21 protein-coding genes are annotated in these 24,530 nt (G+C 42.7%); 6 read left to right on the top strand and 15 right to left on the bottom strand.

Annotated features, from left to right (window positions below; genetic code table 11):
- Nucleotides 1-94 precede the first annotated feature (94 nt).
- Genes folD through QWZ13_RS11995 form a run of 3 tightly spaced genes read left to right on the top strand, consistent with a single transcriptional unit; the run spans nucleotide 95 to nucleotide 2,237 of the window.
- Nucleotides 95-961 carry a bifunctional methylenetetrahydrofolate dehydrogenase/methenyltetrahydrofolate cyclohydrolase FolD gene (folD, locus tag QWZ13_RS11985; RefSeq protein WP_290283351.1) on the top strand — a complete coding sequence of 289 codons (867 nt, stop codon included), beginning with the start codon at nucleotides 95-97 and terminating at the stop codon, nucleotides 959-961.
- A gap of 17 nt (nucleotides 962-978) precedes the next feature.
- Nucleotides 979-1,476 (top strand): peptidylprolyl isomerase, encoded by a 498-nt coding sequence (locus QWZ13_RS11990; protein ID WP_290281976.1) that lies wholly within the window; start codon nucleotides 979-981, stop codon nucleotides 1,474-1,476.
- Nucleotides 1,476-2,237: a UDP-2,3-diacylglucosamine diphosphatase gene (locus QWZ13_RS11995; protein ID WP_290281977.1), complete on the top strand. Its 762-nt coding sequence runs from the start codon at nucleotides 1,476-1,478 to the stop codon at nucleotides 2,235-2,237. The genes QWZ13_RS11990 and QWZ13_RS11995 overlap by 1 nt, the downstream gene beginning before the upstream one ends.
- 3 nt (nucleotides 2,238-2,240) lie before the next feature.
- On the opposite strand, the gene QWZ13_RS12000 is transcribed toward QWZ13_RS11995, so the two are convergent.
- Nucleotides 2,241-2,867 carry a MiaE family protein gene (locus QWZ13_RS12000; protein ID WP_290281978.1) on the bottom strand — a complete coding sequence of 209 codons (627 nt, stop codon included), beginning with the start codon at nucleotides 2,865-2,867 and terminating at the stop codon, nucleotides 2,241-2,243.
- 164 nt (nucleotides 2,868-3,031) lie between these two features.
- Between QWZ13_RS12000 and trmA the strand changes: the two genes are divergently transcribed.
- Both trmA and QWZ13_RS12010 read left to right on the top strand, forming a co-directional pair.
- Nucleotides 3,032-4,126, top strand: coding sequence for a tRNA (uridine(54)-C5)-methyltransferase TrmA (trmA, locus tag QWZ13_RS12005; protein ID WP_290281979.1), 1,095 nt, complete (start codon nucleotides 3,032-3,034; stop codon nucleotides 4,124-4,126).
- The gene (locus QWZ13_RS12010; protein ID WP_290281980.1) at nucleotides 4,123-5,208 is read left to right on the top strand and encodes a methyltransferase; all 1,086 of its coding nucleotides are present in this window, start codon (nucleotides 4,123-4,125) and stop codon (nucleotides 5,206-5,208) included. Before trmA ends, QWZ13_RS12010 begins: the two co-directional genes overlap by 4 nt.
- 3 nt (nucleotides 5,209-5,211) lie before the next feature.
- Here the strand turns inward: QWZ13_RS12010 and rlmKL are convergent, their stop codons facing one another.
- Nucleotides 5,212-7,356 (bottom strand): bifunctional 23S rRNA (guanine(2069)-N(7))-methyltransferase RlmK/23S rRNA (guanine(2445)-N(2))-methyltransferase RlmL, encoded by a 2,145-nt coding sequence (rlmKL, locus tag QWZ13_RS12015; protein ID WP_290281981.1) that lies wholly within the window; start codon nucleotides 7,354-7,356, stop codon nucleotides 5,212-5,214.
- 292 nt (nucleotides 7,357-7,648) lie between these two features.
- On the opposite strand from rlmKL, the gene rmf reads away from it, so the two are divergent.
- Nucleotides 7,649-7,864, top strand: a complete 216-nt coding sequence (rmf, locus tag QWZ13_RS12020) for a ribosome modulation factor (RefSeq protein WP_216001639.1) — start codon at nucleotides 7,649-7,651, stop codon at nucleotides 7,862-7,864.
- A gap of 41 nt (nucleotides 7,865-7,905) precedes the next feature.
- On the opposite strand, the gene QWZ13_RS12025 is transcribed toward rmf, so the two are convergent.
- The 13 genes from QWZ13_RS12025 to QWZ13_RS12085 all read right to left on the bottom strand — a co-directional run bounded on the left by QWZ13_RS12025 (nucleotide 7,906) and on the right by QWZ13_RS12085 (nucleotide 24,404).
- Nucleotides 7,906-9,375, bottom strand: coding sequence for a GTPase/DUF3482 domain-containing protein (locus QWZ13_RS12025; protein ID WP_290281982.1), 1,470 nt, complete (start codon nucleotides 9,373-9,375; stop codon nucleotides 7,906-7,908).
- Nucleotides 9,309-10,598, bottom strand: a complete 1,290-nt coding sequence (locus QWZ13_RS12030; RefSeq protein WP_290281983.1) for a DUF2868 domain-containing protein — start codon at nucleotides 10,596-10,598, stop codon at nucleotides 9,309-9,311. Before QWZ13_RS12030 ends, QWZ13_RS12025 begins: the two co-directional genes overlap by 67 nt.
- A gap of 64 nt (nucleotides 10,599-10,662) precedes the next feature.
- Complete coding sequence (locus QWZ13_RS12035) at nucleotides 10,663-11,673, bottom strand: quinone-dependent dihydroorotate dehydrogenase (protein WP_290281984.1); 1,011 nt, start codon at nucleotides 11,671-11,673, stop codon at nucleotides 10,663-10,665.
- A 74-nt stretch (nucleotides 11,674-11,747) separates the two neighbouring features.
- A complete protein-coding gene (locus QWZ13_RS12040; RefSeq protein WP_290281985.1) occupies nucleotides 11,748-11,972 on the bottom strand; it encodes a DUF2835 domain-containing protein in 225 nt (74 codons plus the stop codon).
- Between the two features lie 79 nt (nucleotides 11,973-12,051).
- Nucleotides 12,052-14,754: a nitrate reductase gene (locus QWZ13_RS12045; RefSeq protein WP_290281986.1), complete on the bottom strand. Its 2,703-nt coding sequence runs from the start codon at nucleotides 14,752-14,754 to the stop codon at nucleotides 12,052-12,054.
- Nucleotides 14,738-15,085 (bottom strand): nitrite reductase small subunit NirD, encoded by a 348-nt coding sequence (gene nirD / locus QWZ13_RS12050; protein WP_290281987.1) that lies wholly within the window; start codon nucleotides 15,083-15,085, stop codon nucleotides 14,738-14,740. Before nirD ends, QWZ13_RS12045 begins: the two co-directional genes overlap by 17 nt.
- Nucleotides 15,086-15,099: 14 nt before the next feature.
- Entirely contained in the window at nucleotides 15,100-17,658 is a 2,559-nt protein-coding gene (gene nirB / locus QWZ13_RS12055) for a nitrite reductase large subunit NirB (protein WP_290281988.1), read from the bottom strand.
- Between the two features lie 45 nt (nucleotides 17,659-17,703).
- On the bottom strand, nucleotides 17,704-18,981 hold the full coding sequence (locus QWZ13_RS12060) for an NAD(P)/FAD-dependent oxidoreductase (protein WP_290281989.1): 1,278 nt from the start codon (nucleotides 18,979-18,981) through the stop codon (nucleotides 17,704-17,706).
- Nucleotides 18,982-19,830, bottom strand: a complete 849-nt coding sequence (locus QWZ13_RS12065) for an ABC transporter ATP-binding protein (protein WP_290281990.1) — start codon at nucleotides 19,828-19,830, stop codon at nucleotides 18,982-18,984.
- Nucleotides 19,831-19,840: 10 nt separating this feature from the next.
- A complete protein-coding gene (locus QWZ13_RS12070; RefSeq protein WP_290283352.1) occupies nucleotides 19,841-20,791 on the bottom strand; it encodes an ABC transporter permease in 951 nt (316 codons plus the stop codon).
- A gap of 138 nt (nucleotides 20,792-20,929) precedes the next feature.
- Complete coding sequence (locus tag QWZ13_RS12075) at nucleotides 20,930-22,333, bottom strand: CmpA/NrtA family ABC transporter substrate-binding protein (RefSeq protein ID WP_290283353.1); 1,404 nt, start codon at nucleotides 22,331-22,333, stop codon at nucleotides 20,930-20,932.
- Between the two features lie 296 nt (nucleotides 22,334-22,629).
- Entirely contained in the window at nucleotides 22,630-23,814 is a 1,185-nt protein-coding gene (locus QWZ13_RS12080; RefSeq protein ID WP_290281991.1) for a CmpA/NrtA family ABC transporter substrate-binding protein, read from the bottom strand.
- On the bottom strand, nucleotides 23,814-24,404 hold the full coding sequence (locus tag QWZ13_RS12085; RefSeq protein ID WP_290281992.1) for an ANTAR domain-containing response regulator: 591 nt from the start codon (nucleotides 24,402-24,404) through the stop codon (nucleotides 23,814-23,816). The genes QWZ13_RS12080 and QWZ13_RS12085 overlap by 1 nt, the downstream gene beginning before the upstream one ends.
- Nucleotides 24,405-24,530 lie beyond the last annotated feature (126 nt).

Raw genomic sequence — 24,530 nt, forward strand, 5'->3', positions numbered from 1 at the left:
TACTAGACGCTATTAGTTGCTGTGCCTTAGCACACATGCGAGAATTCGCGCAGATTTTTCTCCTATCCTTAATATCTTAACAAAGGTAGCAAACGTGTCGGCCAAATTAATCGATGGCAAAGCCATATCTCTTTCGATACAAGACCAAATTAAGCGCGATGTAATAGCAATGACCAGTCAGGGCCACCGCCCTCCGGGCTTAGCCGTAATACTTGTCGGTGCAGATTTTGCCTCGCAAAAATACGTTGCCAGCAAAATCTCAGCCTGTGAAGACGTGGGTTTTAAGTCAGTCAACAAAAAACTGCCAGATACAACCAAAGAAAGCGAACTTCTACAATTAATCGACGAACTCAACGAAGACGCCTCCATTGATGGCATTTTAGTTCAAATGCCATTACCTGCTCATATCAATTCAGATACAGTGCTAGAGCGTATTAAAGTAGATAAAGATGTCGATGGCTTCCACCCGTTTAATATAGGCCGCTTAGCACAGCGTCGCCCTCTTCTAGAAAGCTGCACACCTAAAGGCATCATGACCTTGTTGCAAGAAACCGGTGAAGCGATTCGAGGTAAAGACGCGGTCGTCGTAGGCGCATCTAATCATGTTGGTCGCCCAATGTCTCTTGAGTTATTACTCGCAGGCTGCACCGTGACAACCACTCATCGCTTCACTGAAAACTTAGAGCAACATGTTCGAAACGCTGACATAGTCGTGGTTGCTGCAGGCAAACCTGGTTTGGTAAAAGGCGAATGGATAAAAAAAGGTGCCATCGTCATAGATGTTGGCATTAACCGCGATGGAAATAATAAAATTGTTGGCGATGTAGAATTTAGCAAAGCCGCAGAAAACGCCAGCTGGATAACACCGGTCCCGGGCGGGGTTGGTCCAATGACCGTCGCAACATTAATGCAAAATACTCTCATTGCTGCCAAGCAACTACACTTAGGCATCACTAATTAAACGTAAGGAAATTACTTATGAACGTACTAATGAAAACTTCGATGGGCGACATCACCATTAAGCTCGACACAGAAAAAGCGCCTAATACAGCTGAGAACTTCAAAAACTACGTTGAAGCTGGTTTTTATGATGGCTTAATTTTTCACCGTGTGATTAACGGCTTCATGATTCAAGGCGGTGGTTTTGAACCCGGCATGAAACAGCGTGAAACCAATGATCCGATCGACAACGAAGCTAACAATGGCCTTAAGAACGCTAAGTACACTTTGGCCATGGCACGTACTATGGACCCTCATTCAGCAACAGGTCAATTCTTCATAAACGTTGCGGATAACACCTTTTTAGACCATAAATCTGAAACCGTTGATGGCTGGGGCTACGCTGTATTTGGCGAAGTCGTTGATGGCACTGACGTTGTAGAGCGTATTAAAGCGGTGCCAACTACATTTAAAGGCGGACACCAAGACGTTCCAACCGAAGATGTGATTATTGAATCTGCGACTTTAATCGACTAATGAACAAAAGTTACCGCAACGCTCTGTTTATTTCAGACTTGCACCTAAGTGAAGAACGGCCGGCGTGTAACCGGGCGTTCTTTTCTTTTTTAGAATGGGTGCCAGAAAAAACAGAAGCCTTATTTATCTTAGGTGATTTTTTTGATTATTGGGTGGGCGATGATTTGCCATCTGAGGTAGCCCAAGCCGTTGCACTTAGTCTTAGAAAGCTCAGCATCGAAAAACAAATTGACCTGTATTTTTTAGCGGGTAATCGAGATTTTGCCATCGGCCAGCAATATTGTAATGATGCCAATATGACCCTCCTTTGTGAAGAAAGTCTTTTTGAAATTGCCGGGAAAACGACCGCAGTGTCGCATGGCGATATTTACTGCACTGACGACATAAGCTATCAACGTTACCGAAAAGTTATTCGCCACCCTTGGGTGTTAAAGAGTTTATTGAGTTTACCTAAGCCTTGGCGAGTTAAAATTGCAGAAAAACTACGACAAGCCTCTAAAGAAAAATTTCAGCGGTCACCCTACTATATCGATGTCACACCTAAGGCAATTTCAGAAGCACTGGATCAATTAAAATGTGAAATTTTGGTGCATGGCCATACCCACATGGCAGACATTCATTTAGCCAATGAGCCCGAGGCTTACCCTAAACGAATAGTATTAGGCGATTGGCATGAAGCGGGATGGTATTTAGAGCTGTCAGAATCTGGCGAACGCCTACACCGCTTTAGCATAGACGCGCCGTTATTTGCTAAGAATTAGACGTTAGGCCGCGTTCGGTACACCGCTGTGAAAGCGAAACTCTGTGTCTTCAGACAATATCAATTCTTTTTCAGCCAGTAAAAATTCATTAAGTCGAAGATTAATTGGCGAATCAGCGTATTTTTCGGCGAGGTTTATATAGTGTTGATAGTGTCGAGCTTCACTGCGCAATAAAGAAAAGTAGAACTTACCTAACTCTGGGTCTAAATGCGGCACCAACTTAGCAAAACGCTCACAAGAACGGGCCTCTACGATTGCCCCTAAAATGCATTTATCGATGAGCAACTGCGGCTCTTCTTTTACCACCATTTTAAATAATGTAGCCGCATAGCGTCCGGCCGGCACGTGATCATAACTAATATCACGTTGTTTCATTATTTTAAGAACCTGATCAAAGTGCACCAGCTCTTCACGGGCTAACTTACTCATTTTAGCGAGCAGCTCCGGGCGATCGATGTATTTATACATCATAGACATGGCGGTAGAGGCTGCTTTTTTCTCACAATTAGCGTGATCAATCAGCAATGTCGGTAAGTTACTCAGTGCAGCTTGAACCCAACCATCGGGTGTTTCGCACGCGAGAAAGCCGCGAATATCTACCAACAGCTCATCAATTTCTGCTTTATGCATTAGGAGTTACCTTACCGTCTATTTCAAAGAAGACGCGGATTATATAGGCCGAAAAACTCCGCACAATAGGCTATACTGAATAATCTCAAATATTTAACGGTATAAACTGGAATACCCTAAGAATATCAATACAATTCGCCGCCTGATTTTGATTGAGAACCCCCATGCCATTTCCATTTGCACCTGAACAGTACGAACAACAACTGACTGAAAAGTCGGAACGACTCACCAGCTTACTGGCGAACTGGAACCACCCGTCGCTTGAAGTCTTCCGTTCAGAAACGCACAACTATCGAATGCGAGCCGAGTTTAGGTATTGGCATGAAGGCGATCGCTCATTCTACGCGATGTTTGCTCCTGAAGATCGTCGTACCCCTGTAGAAGTAACTGATTTCCCAGTCGCCTCTACTCTTGTCAATGAGCTAATGACTCAGGTCAATGACGCCGTTCATGAAGATGACGACCTGAGGCGAAAACTATTTCAAGTTGAGTTTTTAACCACAACATCGGGGGATGCGCTCATTACCCTTATTTACCACCGCCAACTTGATGACCAATGGCAAGAGCGAGCCAAATACTGGCAGTCACAGTGGGGCTTTCCGGTTATTGGTCGTGCACGGAAACTACGACTGGTTTTAGAGCGTGATTACGTGCAAGAAACCCTGTCTATTGCAGGTAAAAGCTATCATTTCCGACAATACGAAAATGGCTTTACTCAGCCTAATGCCGGCGTTTGCCAACACATGGTAAGTTGGGCCGTTCAACACTCGCAAGGCAATTCAGATAAAGATCTAATGGAAATGTATTGTGGCAACGGCAACTTCTCTATCCCAATGGCGCAAAACTTCCGCAAAGCGCTGGGCACAGAAATTTCTCGTACTTCTGTAAACAGCGCGCAAGAAAACATTGAACTGAACAACATCGAAAATCTGAAAATAGCGCGCATGGCAAGTGAAGACTTGTCGAATTGTTGGATAAAGGGACAACAAAGCCGTCGCTTTAATGAATTTGACATCGATAGCTATGATTTTGATACCGTACTAGTCGATCCACCAAGAGCCGGTTTAGATGAAACGACCATAGAATTGCTTAAACGCTTTCGTCGTATTGTTTATGTATCGTGCAACCCTGAATCTATGGTGGCTAACATTGAATCGTTAAAAGATTCTTATAACATGACGGCCAGCGCATTATTCGATCAGTTTCCGTACACACATCATATGGAAGCAGGTGTCGTATTGGAACGCAAAGATTCATGAATTTAACGTCAGCTCGATTACAACGAGTGCCTAAAGATAACACGCTGAAAGCGTGGAGTGCCGCAGATGAATTACTTTTATCTCGCATCCCTTTGGAGGCAGGTTCATCAATTCTTGTCGTAAACGATACCTTTGGCGCGCTGAGTATCGGATTATCAGAACATACACACGATTGGTGGAATGATTCTGCAATGTCGATTCAAGCGCTTCAAGAGAATTGCACCGTAAACGATGTATCTCTGCCTACGTTGATACAATCACCAATGCGCCGTTACGATACCGTTGCTATTCATATTCCAAAATCATTAAAGCTGTTTGAGTGGCAATTGCGTAGAATTTTTGAACACTGCGATGAACAAACTCAGTTTTTTGCGGCTGGCATGGTGAAACACATTAGCGCAGGTCATATTAAGGTGATGAATAAGCTTTTTGCTTCTGTAAACCCAGGTCGCTCAGAGAAAAAAGCTCGAGTCATTGAACTAAAGCAGGCTTTCGCCTCCGCTGAGAAACAAGTTGAATCGCTGACAACCGAATACCCTGTAGAATCACTCAATCAAAATATAGTAAATCTGCCCGGGTGCTTTGCACAAAACTCTATCGATCCTGGTGCACGAGTTTTCTTAAACTGCATGAAACTATTGCCTGAAGCTAAAAAGGTGATCGACTTGGGGTGTGGCAACGGTATTTTAGCGTTGGGTTATTTGATCCAATACCCTGAAACCCAAGAATTGAATTGTGTCGATGATAGTTTTCAAGCCATTGGCAGCGCAAAGATAAATTTATCCAGCTATTCACAAGTAAATTACTGGCATAACAACAGCTTTAATGGATTGACGGAACTCAATCAATCCGACTTGATATTGTGCAACCCTCCCTTTCACCAAAGCACAACATTAACCGAAAATATTGCAAAAAAAATGTTTCAAGATGCCGTTAAAGTACTCGCGCCGGGTGGCGAATGCTGGGTAGTAGCCAATAGACATTTAGTGTATCAACCTATGCTGAGATCACTTTTTGCCTTGGTAGAAGTTGCATCGAAAGACCCAAAATTCACAGTCTTTCGATGCGTAAATCACAGCTAACCGTTACTCTTCAATGTGTCGAATTTCAAAACAAACGTGAGGCTGCTTGCGTTTGTAATCGGCCGGAACAGAATGCGCGGTAATTTCACGAACGTCGTACTTTTTAAGCACTTTTTCGGACATTTTAAACTGACGATAATTATTCGAAAATAATAACAATCCGCCCTCGTTTAAATGTTTCATTGCGAAAGCCACCAAAAATCCATGATCGCGTTGAATGTCTAAAGTTTCACTCATCCGTGCGGAATTACTGAAGGTGGGTGGATCCATCACGATCAAATCAAACTTCTCATCGGTTTCTTTTAACCACTTCATAACATCGGCATGTACGAATTGATGATTCGGCCCTGCCTTGCCACCATTGAGCTCCAAGTTATCTTCAGCCCATTTTAAATAGGTTTTTGATAAATCAACACTGACTGTTTTACTTGCCCCACCTTTAAAAGCATGCGAAGTAAAACTGCCGGTGTAACAAAACAGATTTAAGAACGAAATACCTTCGGCACTTTCCTGCACCCACTTTCGAGACGGGCGATGATCTAAAAACAACCCCGAATCTAAATAGTCGTGTAGGTTTACCTTCAGCTTTACGCCATGCTCCATAATGGAAAAAGAGCGATCCGTTTGCCCTTTTTTCTCATATTGATTAGTTCCCCTTTGGCGCTCTCGTCGTTTAACCACCACTTGTGAAACTGGAATTTCAAAATAGTTCGATAACGCCTCAACGGCATTTAACAACCTTGCTTGAGCCTTTTCTTCAGGAATTGATTTTGGCGGCGCGTATTCCTGAACATGCAACCAATCACCATATTTATCGACGGCAATGGCAAACTCAGGAATGTCGGCATCGTATACTCTATATGCCTCAAGCTGCTCTTTTTTAATCAACTTTTTAAGTTGCTTAATATTTTTCGCAACACGGTTCGTGAGTGCTTGGGTTTGCTCTTGCTGCTTAGGATCCGTCGTATTTTGCTCTCGTGAATCATTCACGCCATACGAGTAAAATACGGCTTCGATAGGACCATTATAAAAATTACGCTTTAACTCAGGCCTTAATCCAATTTCACGCGCTAAGATATCGTCAGAAGTTAGCATGCCTATAGACCACTGTGAAAGCTGGCTGCGAGCAATGTCTCCAATGGTCCGATAAAACCGCATTAATGTTGGTTTATCGCCTAGACGCTCTCCATAAGGTGGGTTCGATACCCAAAGACCTGGCTTTAACGCCCAGTGAGTTGGTAATGTCCATTCATCGAGAGATTTTTGGTAACAACGTGCATGCTTACTTAACCCGAGCGACACCAGCGTTTCGTTGGCTTTTTCAATAACACCGCCATCCGAATCGAAACCAAGTACCGAAGGCATTGCCTCTAAACCAGAGGTTCGACGTTCACGAGCTTCTTGCAGCAAAGTATTCCAATGCGTCGGGTTATGTAATAGCCAACGTTCGAATGCGAATTCCCGTCGTAATAAGCCTGGAGCGTAATCGGCGGCCATTAAAGCGGCTTCAATCACAATGGTACCCGAACCGCACATAAGGTCTAAAAAGGATTCACCTTGCTTCGATTTTTCTGGCCAGTCTTTACTAAAGAGTAATGCTGCCGCTAAGTTTTCTTTGATGGGTGCGGGCCCCGTGGCTTGCCGGTAGCCGCGCTTATGCAAAGAATCACCAGTGAGCTCTATCCCTAAAAACATACGTTTTTTGGCAACTTGAACGTAAACTGTTAAATCGGGCGTATTATCGACGCTAGGCCTTGTACCATGCTTTTCTCGAAATTGATCAACAATCCAATCTTTAACCTTTTGTGCACCGAAACGGCTGTCCCTAATTTCAGGCAGACGACCACCAAACGACACCTTTAACGAGCCAGTAGGACGTACGTGTTCATCCCATTGAATAGCTTCTACCATGGCTTGCAACGATTCAAAGGAAACATTAACGGTATCGTTTAAGCCTAAAAATATTCGGTTTGCTAAACGCGACCACAAACAAACGCGATAGCCAGCTTCCAATGTACCTTCAAATTGCACACCTTTATTCCAATCACCTGCTACGATACCCGTAATGGCTTCAATTTCTTTTTTCAGTAGTCCATGCACACCCTGAGGGCAAGTCAACCAAAACGTAAATGTTTGTTCAGCAGTCATATTTAGACAGTTTCTCTATTTTAAAATTTGTTTCTATAGCTTGTGGCTATATAAACGCACTAAGGGCTAGGCTTTAGGTGCTCGCTAACCCCCTTACGTTGCAGTCATGCCAGTTTAACATTTTTTTAATCACATGAATTCATAATAAAATGTTTTTTAGACCGTTTCGATTGTCGACAACAACCGCATTAATTAGGTACAACAGTAGCACAGGTTTTACAGGTACTCGGTAAAACTTGTGCTACTCATCTGAGTAAAAAGTAATGAAAAAACGAATAAGCGAGGATCGTTAATGAAAAGACAAAAGAGAGATCGTTTAGAGCGTGCATTTCAAAAAGGTTACATGGCAGGCGTAGAAGGAAAATCTAAAGAGTTATGCCCTAAAGACGAAGGCCCCGAACATCAGCAATGGATGAACGGTTGGCGAGAAGGCCGAGGTGACAATTGGGACGGATACACCGGCGTTAGTGGGATTCATCGAGTTAACGAAGTCGTCATTCACCACTAATATAGTGTAATAGACACCCTCAAATTAGGAGAGGCCGAATGTTATTCGGCCTTTTTGCCTTCTGAATCCATCATAGTTTCAAGCAGACCACTCAGCTTACTAATATCGCTGTCACCTAACGGTTTCTGAGCCTTTTTAAGCAACATCACCAGGCTCACCTGTTGATTTGCACTAAGATTTGCAAGCAACTGCTCTTTTTTAGATTGCTGTAGTGTTAAAACACTCCGCTGAGCATGCTGTCTATCGGTGACTTGCTTCACAAAAGCTACGGCTCTTCCTAATAACACGAAAGCAAACTGTAAATCAGCAATAGGGCCGTATTGTAACTTTTTACCGGCAACGGGTACTCCCCTTACTTTCCAGGCTTCTGGTTTTAACGTCGCCCAGGCCGCCGTAGCCGCAGACGCGACACCTCCGATGGCGGCACCTAGCATGAGTGAACTACCCCCAACGCCTATATCGACTACTACGCCCGTTGCAGCGCCAGCCGAACCTGCTAACCCAACCAACTTTGCACGGCTTAAACCAAATAAATACCAATATTGCTCATCAAATAAATCGGGATAATCTAGACTCAAACTTTCATGGTCTATTTCGAGATTAAAATGGGTGTATAACTGAGCGACTTTTTTATGCAAATCGGCTTCTAACTGCCGCAACCGAGTTTGATACTGTAATTCTAAAGCCTTTACCGTAGCCTGAGTAATCCCATCCGTGGTTTCTGGTGCGGATACTTTATAACCGAGAGATTCATTAAGAAAGCCGGCGATGATCCGAGACGATTGTTGTAATCTTTTACCGCTGACCTGCTGCAATTTCTTCGCACAGTCGAGTAACGGGTCTCGCCATTGTGTGAATATTTCAGCGACCGATCGTAAAATTTGCTGCTGCTTTTCTAGGTTGTCTGTCATCGGGTTGAAAACTTTAACAAGGCTGAAATATTGGCTTAACGCAGCCTGCCAATCATGTATATAGGCCTCCCCGCCAATTGGATTTATCAAGGCAATTCTTGGCTGCCCTGTCCATTGAAGAATAGCCATTTCAGCTTCAAATTGAGATGAAAAAGGCACTGATCCGTCTACCACGTAGATAATAGCAGCCCCGTCTACAATAGGCTTTAGCAGCTCTACTTCACTTTTAAAGCGGTTTGACTCGACAGGTAAATTACTGTGTTCATTAACAAATTCAGTGACAGTCTGCTGTCGCTTTGCGGCTGAACCGCAATGCGACTCAAGCCAATCTATAACCTGCCTAGGGCGTTGAAATCCCGGTGTATCGACAAGGTGATACATTGGTTGTCCATCGATCACCAAAGAATGACGGCTGGCTTCTACCGTTGTGCCCGACTCTTCGGATATACCAATAGAGTCTTGTTGAATCAGGGTCGATACAATACTCGACTTGCCTTGATTAGGGTGACCAACGATAGCAAATATAGGTTCACTCATGATACTGGCTCTTGGAGAATTACGAATCGGATCTGTGGGTGCTTTTGCGAAAACTGCCGCCAAGTTGCTTCGAAGCGCCCTGCGCGCGAAGCTTCATTTTCGCCAATGAACAGCCCAATAGTTACGAGGTTGGTACTGAGCAATTCTGATATCTGGCTCACTAAGTCTATTAGCTCTATTACTGGGGTCTGGAAAATATTCACCAGCACCAGTACATTGCCTTTTTGAAGTTGAGCTGTATTTTGTTTTAACCAGTCGAGATCGACTTGCCAGGATTCAGCACCAAAATTGTAGCCCAACTCAATAGTTGAATGCTTAAATTGCCACCCGAGTAAAAGGCTCTCGCTTAAAAGACTATAATCACCTTTCGATAAACTCAGGGTTTGTGAATCCACTTCAATTTCCGAATACACTGATTTTTGCTCAATTGTAAGCGCATTATAACGCTCGATAATACCTGATGACCGAATATCGGCGATAATTGCAGACTTTAAGCGATGATACTTCCATGCAAACAGGCAAAGCCGACTCATGAGACCATATACAAACATACTAAAAAATACATACGGCCACCATTGCCTTAAAATTTCAGCGTTTTCAGAGGCGTTTCTTGAAAGCAAACTCGCTTCTAACAGCTCATTTGATGGTGCACCCAAGTAAAAATGGCCTGGCCAAGTCAGCCAACTCGCCAATGGCGCCATCCAACTTTGGCTATTGGATAAAGTCGATGTCCAACCAAAGGAGATATCCCAGAAAGTAATGATAGTTAAAAAACCAATCAGTGAGCCTAGAGTAAAACTGATTGAAAAATACTGCCATTTCCAAGCAACCCAGCGCTGAATCAACGTTTTACTTTTCTGAGAATCTAATAAATCATCGGGAAAATGTTTGCCTCGTTTGACCATTGCAAATAAGGATTGAACCCACATCGATTGAGCTGGCCGAGCATCTTGCACCACGCTCAACAGCGCAGTAATAAAAGGCCAAAGTGCAAAGACGCCTATAATAAGCCATAAATTGGCCGGTTGATCTTTGGCATAACCGATCAAACTGGAAATACCGATAATGCCAAAAACAAGACCAACAGCGAATAAAGCTGAACCTAAGTGGCTCGCTGGGTGTGTCGACGCAAAAGCACGGTCTATTTGATCAGCTAACGGCTCTTTGGTACTTGGTAAACGGTGAGATAAGGTTCGATCTAGCGCTTGGCTCAAAGTGAGCCAAGCGAAGGTATTTGTAGTTAGGTCGGATTGAAATACCCGCCTTTCATCAGGAGATAACTGCACTAATTAAACTGCCCCAATCGGTATCAAGCACGTTAGTGTACCAGTATGTTGAGGCAGGTTCGTACTATTTTGCTAAACGTTCTACTGACTTTTTGATTAAACCAGGGCCTTCGTAAATAAATCCAGAATAGATTTGCACCAAATCGGCACCCAGTTGCACTTTTTCTTCTGCTTCTTCGGCTGAAAGCACGCCACCGACCCCAATGATAGGTGTGTCTTCATTGAGCTTTTCGCGAAAACGTTTAAGTACATGATTCGATTGTTCGCGTACCGGAGAACCGCTTAAACCGCCCGCTTCTTTTCCATGTGTGTAGTTTTCTACGGCGTCACGTGCCACGGTAGTATTCGTCGCAACAATTCCTTCCACTGCTTGTTCGTTGAATGTTTGTGCTAACTGATCTACTTCTTCGTCGGTTAAATCGGGCGCAATTTTTATTAAGATTGGTGTATGTGCATGGGTTTCATCTAACTGCACTTGACGCTGTTTGAGGGCCTGAATCAACTTTACCAATGGCTCACCAAATTGTAGGTTTCTTAAACCAGGCGTGTTCGGAGAACTAAGGTTTACAACGATATAATCAGCTACCGTGTAGACTTTATCTAAGCAATATAAGTAATCATTTACCGCTTCTTCTTCTGGAGTGGTCTTATTTTTACCAATATTAACGCCAATTATCCCGCTGTATTTTGACTTTTTTACTCGTTCAACTAAATAGTCGACACCCTTATTGTTAAACCCCATTCGGTTAATAATGGCATCTTTTTCAGGAATTCGGAAAAGCCTTGGCTTTGGATTACCGTCCTGAGGTTTTGGCGTCACAGTCCCTACCTCAATAAAGCCAAATCCAAATGAACCCAATGCATCTATAAATTCACCATTTTTGTCTAACCCAGCGGCTAAACCAACACCATTTGGGAATGTTAACCCTAATAGCTCTACAGGCTTTTGCGCTCTTGGTTTCGGCATTAAATTCATTAACCCCAATCGAGCGAGTGCACTGGCACCTTCCATAGAAACTTCATGGGCCGTTTCGGGCGTTAAACAAAACAGTGCTTTTTTTAAAAATGAATACATTCTGGGTCCTTTGCGGAAATATGCTCGAACATTATACGATTAAAACGCGCCTATTGGCATCAGAGTGAATCGTTTCAAATCGCTTCGATTCGCTCAAACTTATGATTTTTATCAAAATGAATCACAAAGGTACCTTTTATACCTTCACGACGGACAAATGGCTGAAGTATTCGAGAAGGAAACTGTACCCGTTTGCCCTCCCTAGAAACGCAAGATACAGTATGAACGGCACCTTGGTAATGTTGAAGATAATCTTCGGCAGAAATATAAATATCGACCGTGAGTGATTGTGTTGTCATTTAATAGTATTCGAGGTGGCTATTCTTATATTATAACCACGCTAAACCCAAAATAAGAACTCGTTTTAGAAACAGCCTTTTAAGCGTGTTCGATTGTTTTGGAATCTATAATATCGCTTAATTCGGGCAAGCAAGAGCCACAATTTGAGCCGCATTTTAACGAACGGGTAAGATCGGCCAAGTTTTTAACACCCTGCTCAAGTGCATCGTTGATTTGATTTTCGCCAACATTAAAGCAAGAACACACAATTCGCCCGTGATCAACTCCATTAGATGGCTTACCTGCCAGCAATCCAAGCCTTTGATGCTGTTCAATTTTAGATTGGCTGGTCACCATTTCCCTCAACCAATGAGTACTCGGCAACATGGGGTGCTGAGCAAAATAGAAAGCGGCAATCAGAACATCATCTTTTACGAAGGAGAACCGAGCAACGTTTTCTATTGGATTAGAGTATACAAGCCACTCTCCTGCTTCTATATCTACATTTTTAGCACTTAACAAACTTTTGGCTTTTTCAAATAGTTCAGTACTTGTCGCAGACGCTTCTTGAAGCGCGAATTCTGTATGAGCACCTTGCTCTAAGGTTACGTGACACCAATAGGCTGCATCATCAAAGTTTAACTTCTTCTGACTGATACAGTACCCATAGAGAAGTTTTTCTACCGGTCGAATGACTACCTGTGCAAATTTTGATTCAGGCTGACCAGACAACGGATCAACCGTTGCATTGATTAAATTTGAGATAACGGCATTGTTCGCAAATTGATCCGTCCAATGAATCGGCGCAAACACTTGCCCTTTCTTCTGAGTGGAACGAATATTGGCTCTCAGTTTAACTGAGCCAAGCTGGGATACGACTTCAACAATTTGCAGCTGAACTATCGATAAATGTGCCGCATCTTGAGGGGAAATATCAATAAAAGGTTGCTCAATATGCCCCATTAATTTACTGGTTCGGCCGGTACGTGTCATCGTATGCCACTGATCTCGAATACGACCGGTATTCAATGTTAATGGGAACTCATTAGACAATTTTTCGGCTGGTTTTTGTGGGTTAATCGGTACAAAATTCGCCCGCCCTGAATGGGTGAAGAATTGACCATTCTCAAACATTCTCTCCGTTCCTTCCGGCTTTCCTATAGGAACAGGCCATTGAACGGGTTTCATTTCATTGTAAGTTTTTTCTGAGATTTGACTAAAGTGCCCTATATCAAAATCACGGGTTCCATTATTTTCGAAGGCTGAAAGCCCGGCATGTTCTGCAAAAATCTCATGAACACCCTGGTATGAAAACTCAGATGAATAACCCATCGCAATGGCAACGTCACAAATGGCTTGCCAGTCGTGCTTGGCCTCACCCTTTGGCGCTTCAAAGCTGTGTTGGCGAGAAATTCTTCGTTCAGAGTTTGTCACCGTACCATTTTTTTCACTCCAACCTGTTGCAGGCAGCAACACGTCGGCCAATTCAGTTGTATCTGTTTTGTCATAACATTCACTGACGATCACTAAATCACACTTCTTTAACGCTCTTCTTACTTGTGCGCTGTCTGGCAAACTTACCACGGGGTTGGTAGCCATAATCCATACGATCTTTACGTCGCCGGCTTCAATTGCTTTAAATAAATCTACCGCTTTTAAACCGTTTTGCGTTGCCATCTTAGGTGCTTGCCAATATCGTTTTACTCGGTCAATAGCGCCTAGAGTAGTGAAATCCATATGAGCGGCGAGTTGATTCGCCAAACCACCAACTTCACGTCCACCCATCGCGTTCGGTTGCCCCGTTATCGAAAATGGACCCATTCCTACTTGGCCGATTCGGCCAGTTGCTAAGTGGCAATTTATAATGGCATTCGATTTATCAACACCCGTTGCCGATTGATTAATACCTTGAGAAAATAATGTGACTGTTTTTGGGGTGCTGCACCACCATTGCGACAAGCACTGTAACTCTTGCTCTGAAACGCCACAAAAACTGGCCGTTGCTTGCTCAGTCCAAGGTTTTGCCTGCTCGAGTGCTTGGTCGAACCCTTCGGTGTTCGATTTAACATAACCGATATTTAATGCATTATTTTGGTCGGTTTCGTTAAGTAAGTAGTTAAATAAGGCGGCATCAGATCCGGGGGAAATGGCTAAATGTAAATCGGCGACATCACAACTTGCCGTTTTTCGCGGATCAATAACCACGACCTTCATGGCTGGATTATTTTTTTTAGCCGCCACTATTCGTTGATATAAAACAGGATGAGTCCAAGCCGCATTTGATCCGACCATAATCAAGAGGTCGCATTGTTCTAAATCTTCGTAATTGCATGGAACCGTGTCCGATCCAAAGGCACGTTTGTAGCCGACTACGGCAGAGGCCATACAAAGCCTAGAGTTTGTATCAACATTGGCCGTGCCAATAAAACCCTTCGCTAGTTTATTAGCTACATAATAGTCCTCTGTAAGTAATTGCCCAGATAAATAAAATGCAAAGGCATCGGGTCCATGTTTAGCAATCACATCTTTAATTTTACCAGCAATAGTATGAATGGCTTCATTCCACTCTACTGGCTTTCCTTGGATAAATGGTTGAGTAAGCCTGCCTTGCGGCGTTAGAGTTTGCAGTAAGTTACTGCCTTTCACACAAAGCTTGCCAAAGTTAGCCGGATGGCTCGCATCACCTTTAGCTGTAACTTGCACTTCACTCAATACAGCTTTAGCGCTGACTTCTACTCCACAACCTACCCCACAATAGGGGCAAGTTGTTTTAGTACTACAGTTATTAAGCGGTTTGTTCATAAAGTGTCTCTACCGCTAGGGAAATTTTTCCGTTTTCGATTTTAACGGAATAGCTTGGTACGCTGACCTCTTCTTCCAAACATTGCCCAGTTTTAAGATCAAAGTGATGTTTATGAATAGGGCTAGAGACTACTAACCGGCCCTGAATATCCCCAAGAATACCCCGTGACAATACATTCGCCTTGCTGATTGGGTCCCAATTCGACAAAGCAAACACACGTTCTTTGGTGTTAGGCATGTAAAATATCGCTACCTGTTGATTCGATACTTTTACGGCAATGCCTAAATTTGGAATGAGATCATTTTCTAAACAGACTGTTTCGAATTGCATTTTTTGAACCCTCTTCAGTTAGCCACCGCAATAAGTTTTTTTTCTTCTTCCGTAGCAGGTCGAATTTGACTACGCTCTTCAATAAAAACAACGTTCTCGTCTTTATCATTACTATTTACAAACGGTTTAAAGGCTTTCAGTGCCTCTGGGTTTTCTAAGGTAGTTTTCCATTCACACTGAAAAGTATCGACAAGATGTGACATTTGAGATTCTAATTCGGCCGCAATAGAAAGGCTGTCTTCGATAACGACTTGTTTTAAATAGTCTAAGCCGCCTTCTAAGTTTTCCATCCAGACCGAGGTTCGTTGCAAACGATCGGCGGTTTTAACGTAAAACATCAAAATTCGATCAACATATTGCAGTAACTGTTCATCACTTAAATCGGTTGCAAACAAATCTGCGTGCCTAGGCTTCATCCCACCGTTACCGCACACGTATAAATTCCAGCCACCCTCAGTCGCGATCACGCCAATATCTTTACTTTGAGCTTCAGCACATTCACGAGTACACCCAGACACTGCAAATTTCAACTTATGAGGTGATCGTAAGCCTTTGTATCTGTTCTCTAATGTTAATGCCATAGCCATACTGTCGTTCACCCCGTAACGGCACCAAGTACTACCGACACAAGATTTAACCGTTCGAACCGATTTACCATAGGCTTGCCCAGTTTCGAACCCGGCATCAATTAATTTTTTCCAGATCAACGGTAACTGATCAACCGTTGCACCAAATAAATCTACTCGCTGCCCACCGGTAATTTTCGTATAGAGCTTAAATTCTTTCGCAACTTCACCTAAAACAATTAATTTTTCCGCAGTAATCTCGCCTCCAGGTATTCGGGGCACTACAGAGTATGTTCCGTCTTTTTGAATATTTGCCAAATAGCGATCATTCGTGTCTTGCAATGAAACGTGTGGTTTTTCTAGTACGTAATCGTTCCAAATACTGGCAAACATACTGCCTGCTAGCGGTCTACAAATCGCACAGCCGTGGCCTTTACCGTGCTTTTGAATCAATTCATCGAAAGTAGTAATTTCACCTACTTTAATCAGGTTATACAAATCTTGGCGGGTATAAGGAAAGTGCTCACATACATCAGTGCTTACTTCGACACCCAATGCAGTTAACTCGCTGTCCACTACTTTTTTCAGCAATGCAGCACACCCACCGCAACCACTGCTGGCTTTCGTTGCGCTTTTGACATCAGCCACAGATAAGCAGCCGCTTTGAACAGCTGATGAAATATTATCTTTGGTAACGTTTAAACAACTGCAAATAGAAGCCGACCCAGGTAATGCTTCAACACCTAATGCGGCCGAGGCACCATCAGTATTGGGTAGAATCAAGCTCTCTGGCTGCTTAGGCAGTTTGATTCCATTTAAGTAATATTGTAAAAGAGTGTCGTACGCGCTGTTGTCACCGACTAACACGGCTCCTAGAAGATGTTGTCCATCTTCTGATACCACTAATTTTTGGTAACTTTGAGTCATACCATTGTGATACACAAACGTTTTGGCACCTTGGGTTTGGCCATGAGCATCACCAATCGAACCGACATCACACCCAAGTAACTTTAATTTAGTGCTCATATCAGCACCGGTAAATTCAACGTTTTCTTTTTGACTTAAGTGGAACGCCGCGGCTTTTGCCATTTGATATCCTGGCGCTACTAATCCAAATATTCGACCACTCCATAAAGCACACTCACCAATTGCGTAAATATCTTTATCTGAAGTTACGCAATGATTATCGACCTCGATGCCGCCTCGCTCCCCTACATTAAGACCTGACGTACGGGCTAACGCATCTTGTGGTCGAATCCCCGCGGAAAATAGAATCAGATCAGTTTCTAAATAAAGCTCATCATCTGTCTGACTTGCAAACTTCATTCGGTGTACACTTTCTTGTCCATCGACGATTTCAGTCGTCGCAGTTGAGGTATAAACATTTACACCGAGCCCTTCGATCATCGCTTTTAGAACCGTGCCGCCTTGATCGTCTAACTGCACTGGCATTAACCGAGGTGCAAATTCCACTACACTGGTTTCTAAACCAAGATTTTTAAGCGCATTTGCGGCTTCCAACCCTAATAAGCCACCACCTACTACGGTGCCAGTTTTAATAGATTGCGCACAAGATTTGATTGCATCCAAATCATCGATGGTTCGATATACAAATGTATTGAGTCGATCGTAACCTGGAATGGGTGGTACAAAAGGATAAGATCCTGTGGCAAGTACTAACTTTTCGTAGTCAACTCGATCACCTTTCTCTGTGAGCACTTGCTTTGCATGAGTATCAATATGCTCAACCCGACAATCAGTTTCAAATCGAATGCCGTTTTCTTTGTAGTAATGAGCTTCGGTTAGTGATAAATCGTCTATTCCTTTACCATTGAAATACTCACTTAAATGTACGCGATCGTAAGCTAAATGTGGCTCTTCACCAAACACTAATATCTCATAAACTTCATTTAAATCTTGCTCTATACATTGTTCAATATAGTGATGTCCGACCATGCCATTACCGACAACAATAAGTGTTGGTTTTTGATCTGCTAATTTTTTCATATTTGCTCTCTCTATAAATACAGCGTTACCGTCGCACTTTAAATATTAGGCGGCATGATTAATGACTGATTCACTATTGCAGTATGCTTCGCCAAAAATTAGGTTTCTCATTAAGTGAGAAACATTGGCTTTAGTTTGGATTAATGAAAAGTACCAAGGCCCATCCGAAATGTTTCCGTACAAAATAGCAGCTACAATGACACCATTATCGATAATAATTTTTCGGTATTCACTGTTGGTACGATCGACCAGTACAATTGAATTTTTATCCGTTGCTTTACCAATATCACCAACAGAATAAAGATTGACACCCGACACCTTAAGCTTGGTCGGCGAGTGCTCTATTTTAAACTTAGGGTTTTGATTGCTTGGAGCACCTTTAGCATTTAGCAGCCAACTCACTAAAACTTCGAGCTGTTTCCATATAGGGTCGACTAAGCCAAATGTTTGGCCATTAAACTCCGTACATTCGCCTATGGCATAAGTATGAGCCTTGCTCGTTTGAAGATACTCATTCACTACAATGGCTTTCTTGGTTAACAAGCCGGATGATTTTGCCAAGCTAACTTCTGGTGTAATACCTGTAGCGAGAACCACCGTATTACACTCAATATGCGTTCCGTCCTCTAACGTTACACCCGTAACAATTTTTTTATCTTGAGCAAATTCATGAGTGAGCTTAGAAGGAGAATGTCCGAGAAAAAATTTAATACCTAATGCTTCTAAATGGGCTTGTAATAACTCAGCGGCAGCGACATCCAACTGACGATTAAGTATATGCCCCGCCCGATGTACTAACGAAACATTTAACCCACGTTTAACCAAACCGACAGCCGCTTCCAACCCTAGTAATCCACCGCCAATGACGACGACCTGAGCGTCATTGTTAATGTTTTCTAAAATACTGACATCGTTTAAGTTTCGAAACCCATGTATATTCCCAATGTTTTCAGGAAATTGAGCTAATTGACTTGCCCGAGACCCTGTCGCAAATACAACCTCATCGAATGCCACTTCGACACCACTGGCTAAAATAATCTGTTTCAGTTTGTAACTAACTTGAACCGCAGGATCATTAGTTATGAGTCTCAGCCCTTGGCTACAAAGTGCTGTCATATCAACAAAGTTAATTTGTTTGGTAGTTATCTCTTTAGCGAGCAGCGGCGAAAGCATAATACGGTTGTAGCCTGCTTTTGCTTCTTCTCCGATTAAGGTAACTTGAATATCGGGGCGACCAGACTCAACAAGTGATTGAGCTAACTTACAACCCGCCATTCCCGCGCCGATAATGACGATATTCCGATTATTTGTTTTCATTAACATCTAACCCGCCACCTTTACTGCAGGTTGATGTTCTACTTTAGGAGATTTTTTGCTTGGTAATGGCTCTACCTTTTTTTGCTTTTCATATAAAAACTTAAGTACTTGAGAGCGGTAATCTACGTAAACCGGATCATTGGCTAAGGCTAATCGATCTCGTGGTCTCTCTAAATTAACGTCTAAAATCTCTCCAACAGTCGCTTCTGGCCCGTTGGTCATCATCACAATTCGATCTGAAAGCAATACCGCTTCATCAACATCATGAGTAATCATTATGACGGTATTGTTTAGTGTTTTTTGTATGTCCATTAAGGAATCTTGTAAATGCGCTCTTGTTAACGCATCGAGAGCTCCGAACGGTTCATCCATTAAAAGTACACTAGGCTCCATTGCAAGTGCTCGAGCGATACCGACTCGCTGTTTCATACCACCCGACAACTCGTCTGGTCTTTTATCTTTTGCATGACTCATGTGCACGAGCTCAAGGTTGTGCTCAATCCAATCGCTCATTTCCCTGTTGCTTCTCGTGCGTCCAAATACTTGTTTTACGGCCAGTTCAACATTTTGATAAGCTGTTAACCAAGGCAGTAAGGAGTGGTTTTGAAAAACAACCGCTCGTTCGGGACCTGGCCCTTTAATTTCACGGCCGTCTAAAATAACGCCACCCTCTGTTGCATCGTACAAGCCGGCTACAATATTCAATACGGTTGATTTACCACACCCAGAATGACCTATAAGACTCACAAACTCGCCCTTATTAATTTTTAGCGAGACTTTATCTAACGCTTTAAAAGAGCCTTTAGGTGTAGGAAACTCGATTGATACTTGGCTAATTTCTAAATGAGATGACATAACTTATTCCTTATCTTAATACTTGAGTTTTATCCCATGAAACAAACCGCTGTACGATCAACATGGTGCGGTCTAACAAAAATCCAATAAAACCAATGGTAATAACGGCCACCATTATTCTGCCCAAAGAATTTGAGCTGCCATTTTGAAACTCGTCCCAAACAAATTTTCCTAAACCAGGGTTTTGAGCCAGCATTTCTGCAGCAATGAGCACCATCCATGCGATGCCTAACGACAAACGTAGCCCGGTAAACATCATTGGAATTGAAGAAGGAATCACTATTTTCCAAACGTGGGTTGTCCAGTTTAATCGCAGTACCTTAGATACATTAAGTAAGTCTTTATCTATGGCTGCGACACCAACAGCGGTGTTTATGAGCGTTGGCCACATGCAACATAGCGTTACGGTAAACATTGACGTGAGGAAAGATTTTGAAAACATAGGATCATCAGTAACATAGGTTGCGCTAACCACCATAGTGACCAGTGGTAACCAAGCCAATGGCGACACGGGTTTAAATATTTGAATAACTGGATTTAATGCACTGTAAATAGCTCCGTTTAACCCAATGAGAATACCGACCGGAATGGCGATCAATGATGCCAATAAAAAGCCAGCTAACACGGTGATTAGGCTGGTAAATATTTGATCAAAGTAAGTGGGCTTTCCAGTATATTCACGTACTTTGGCAACATAGGTTGGATCATCGGCTAAACGCTGCGCATTTCGCTCTGTTTGTCGCTCATGAAAAGCGATTTCTTTCTCTCTTTCCCGTTGGTGGTCATCCACAAGACTGTGCCATTGTTCGTAAACAACCACCGGACCAGGAAAAACACCTAAGGATGTTTCTATTTTTGATGAGCCTGCCTGCCAAATCAATAAAAACAACGTAATTCCGATCATAGGAAATACGAGGGAAAGAATGGTTTTGATGTCAAAGAATGACCATAGGCTAGTCATGTCTTCTTTTTTTATCTGATTAAGTTTCAAAAGCGTTGAACTAATCATTGGGTAACCTTTTTTTTACGGGTAAATTTGCAACGTTTAAATCGGAGTTCAGGGTAACCTGCTAAGCAATGTTACCCATCCACCTAGTGTTTAAGGTTTTTCTGAACCTTTTAATCCAATATCGAAACTCTCTAAATAGCTATTTGGGAAACGGCCATCATAAGTAACCTGATCGATAAACTCGTTCATTGGGGGTTTAAAGCCAGATTCAGTAGAGAAGTCTGGGAAGTCAGTAGCTTTAAATCCATACTCTTCAATGAGCGCTTGTGCCGCGACGGCGTATATATCGGGGCGGTACACTTTTTTAGCTGTTTCCATGTACCAGTCATCCGTTTTTTGCTCAGAAATTTGACCCCAACGTCTCATTTGGGTGAGGTACCAAATAGCATCGCTGTAATAGGGGTAAGTTGCGTTGTGACGGAAGAACACATTGAAATCGGGGGCAGCACGCTTATCGCCCTTTTCATACTCAAAGGTGCCGATCATACTGTTTGCAATCACTTCAAAATCGGCGCCGACGTATTCGCTTCTAGATAATATTTCGACACTTTCGTTTCGATTGGCGTTGTCGTTTTCATCTAACCATTTCGCAGCACGAATGAGTGCTTTCACGACGCGAATATGGGTATTAGGATACTTATCAGCCCATTCTGAATTTACGCCAAAGACTTTCTCAGGATTATTCTTCCAAATATCGTAATCCGTTATTACGGGAACACCTATGCCTTTAAAAACGGCTTGTTGATTCCAAGGTTCACCAACGCAATAACCGTCAATGGTACCGGCTTCTAACGTTGATGGCATTTGAGGAGGCGGTGTAACCGATAGCAGTACATCAGCTGATCGCTGACCGCTAGTATCTCCTTCGGCGGGAGCATAAAAGCCAGGATGAATACCGCCAGCCGCTAACCAGTAACGTAATTCGTAATTATGAGTCGACACTGGAAACACCATTCCCATATTGAATGATTTACCTTCGCTATTGAAACTTTCTATAACGGGCGCGAGTGACTTTGCGCTTATGGGGTGCTGTGGTTTGCCATCTGCCATGGTTGGGATATATGGTTTCATTTGCTCCCAAACCGAATTCGACACAGTGATGGCATTGCCATTTAAGTCCATGCTGAATGCCGTGATAATGTCGGCTTGTGTGCCGTAACCTATGGTAGCTGCAAGTGGCTGACCAGCTAACATATGTGCACCATCTAACTGACCATCGATGACTCGATCTAAAAGTACCTTCCAATTGGCCTGAGCTTCTAATGTGACGTAAAGACCTTCATCTTCGAAATAACCTTTTTCGTAAGCGATGGCAAGTGGCGCCATGTCAGTTAACTTAATAAAACCAAAGGTGAGATCTTCTTTTTCGGGGTAACCTACTTCACCATTGGATGTCGCACTTAAAAACACACCTGCACTGACAATGGCTATTTTAGAAAACTGAAGCCTTAAATTTTTGAGTAATGACGCACTTTTTTTACGGGCTACTTTCATTGACACTCTCCGCCTTGAAGAAAATTCGCTTACAAAAAAAGCGCCTGGAGACAAACACATTTTAGTGCTCGTCTTCAGGCGCCTTTGCCTTAATTGATATCTGCGTCGATATCAATCTCTAATTGTTTGCTTAAACACTTTTAAGCTTTCAAACTAGAAATAGCATTTAGCGTGCCAACGTCTTAAAACTACCGTTACACCAGTAAAACTGGCTACTTCACTGAATGAATGATTAATAAACGGCTGGACTTTATTCTCCAAATCGGTGCGTAAAATTATTTATGCACCAAAAAGTATCATGCTTTATTTAAATAAAACCCACTCAGGTGTCCTTGCTTACTTATTCGAACGCGCCCTTGAACTGCTTCGTCCTGCCAATGATCGCTGATTAACTCAAATGCCGAAAGGTTCTTAAAATCAATGTCTGTTTTTAAAGCGTGGTTGTACGCTTTAGGCAAATACACTTTGCTCACAATGGTATTAAGCTCTGGTGAAGGTAATATTTGTTGCCATCGCAACATTTGAGTTAATAACCAATAGGCAAGATTTACAGCAGGCTCATTTACGGTTGTACCAGAAAAGATTTGATTCGCTTCTAACGGCCAAGCAACTTCACCCTGAGGCTTTTTGGATACAAAACCATACTTTAATTGCGCTACAGTACAATTAAGATAATGTGGTTGACTCAAAATATTCAACAACTCTTCCTTATGATTATCGGTATCAATCCATTGACATGCACTGTGTAGCGCACGAATAATTTTAAAATGTTTATCAGGGTATTGATTAGCCCAATGTTCGTTCACGCCTAATACTTTTTCCGGTATATTTCCCCAAAGGTCATAGCCTGTTGTCACCATTTGGCCAATACCCTGCTCCATGGCTAGGCTGTTCCAAGGCTCACCGACACAATAGCCATCTATTATGTCTTCCTTCAAATAGGTCAACATGTTAACCGGTGGCACTACGACAATTTTCACATCAGTATCGGGATTGATATTCGCTTGGGCTAACCAATCTCTTAATAAATAGTGATGCGAAGAGTACGGATAGACCATTGCAAAACGGAGACTTTTCTTATTTCTAGTCTCAATCAATCTTTTTAAGGCAACTCCAGATTTTATATCGCCTTCTTGGTACGCAAACTCTTTCATAGATTCAAAAAGCGCATTGCTGACCGTTATGGCGTTTCCATTTTGACTTAAAGTAAAAGCCGATTGCATCGGGGCCTTTAATATACCAAGTCCTATGCTCGACGCTAAAGGTAGTGCCGCTAACATGTGCGCCCCGTCGAGTACATTAAACGCCACTTTATCTCTAATACTTGCCCAAGATGCTTCTTTACTTAACACAACTCGAACGCCTTCTTGCTCGAAGAATCCTTTTTCTTGTGCTATCACGAACGGAGCACAGTCTATTAAGGGGATAAATCCTAACCTGACTGTGTCTGAATTGTTCTTATTTACTTTTTGGGCAGACATTAAGATTTACCTCCCATTACGCTCATCACAGAAATAATATCCTGAGCAACATCTACTAACTTTTGACTGCGACTCATCGCCAGATTTCTCAAAGCTTGGTAGGCCGCTGGCTCATCGCATCCTTGATTTTTCATAATGAGCCCCTTGGCTTTGTCTATTATTTTACGATCTTCTAATTGAATTTTTACAGTATTTAGTTCTGACTTCAGTGCTTGAAACTCACGAAACCTTGCTACCGCAACTTGTAAAATTGGTTTCACCCGACCTGCACTCATACCATCGACCACATAGGCACTGACACCGGCTCTAACCGCCGCTTCAATTTGTTCACTGTTATCTTCCTCGGCAAACATAACAATTGGACGAGGGTTATCCTTGGTCAACCGAGACATATTTTCGAGCATGTCTCTATCGGGTGATTCGATATCAATAATGACAATGTCGGGTTGCGATTCATTAACCGCTTGAGTGAGGTGATGGGTGCTTTCTAAACGTCGAATAACCCGATAACCATTATCAAGCATGGCCTGCTCAACGATAGCGGCTCTTGCGGGTTCATTATCCACTAACATAACCGTTAACTCGGTCACTTTGAGGGTCCTTACAGTAATGTACTAGGCAGTTTTACATGAGTGATTGTCGAGATACTAACCAGTTGTAGAGCAGAAACAAAATAGAATTTTAATTTTTTAGAATTGTTGAACGACCAGTTAGAA

The sequence above is a fragment of the Reinekea marina genome (assembly GCF_030409715.1).
Lineage (GTDB): Bacteria > Pseudomonadota > Gammaproteobacteria > Pseudomonadales > Natronospirillaceae > Reinekea > Reinekea marina.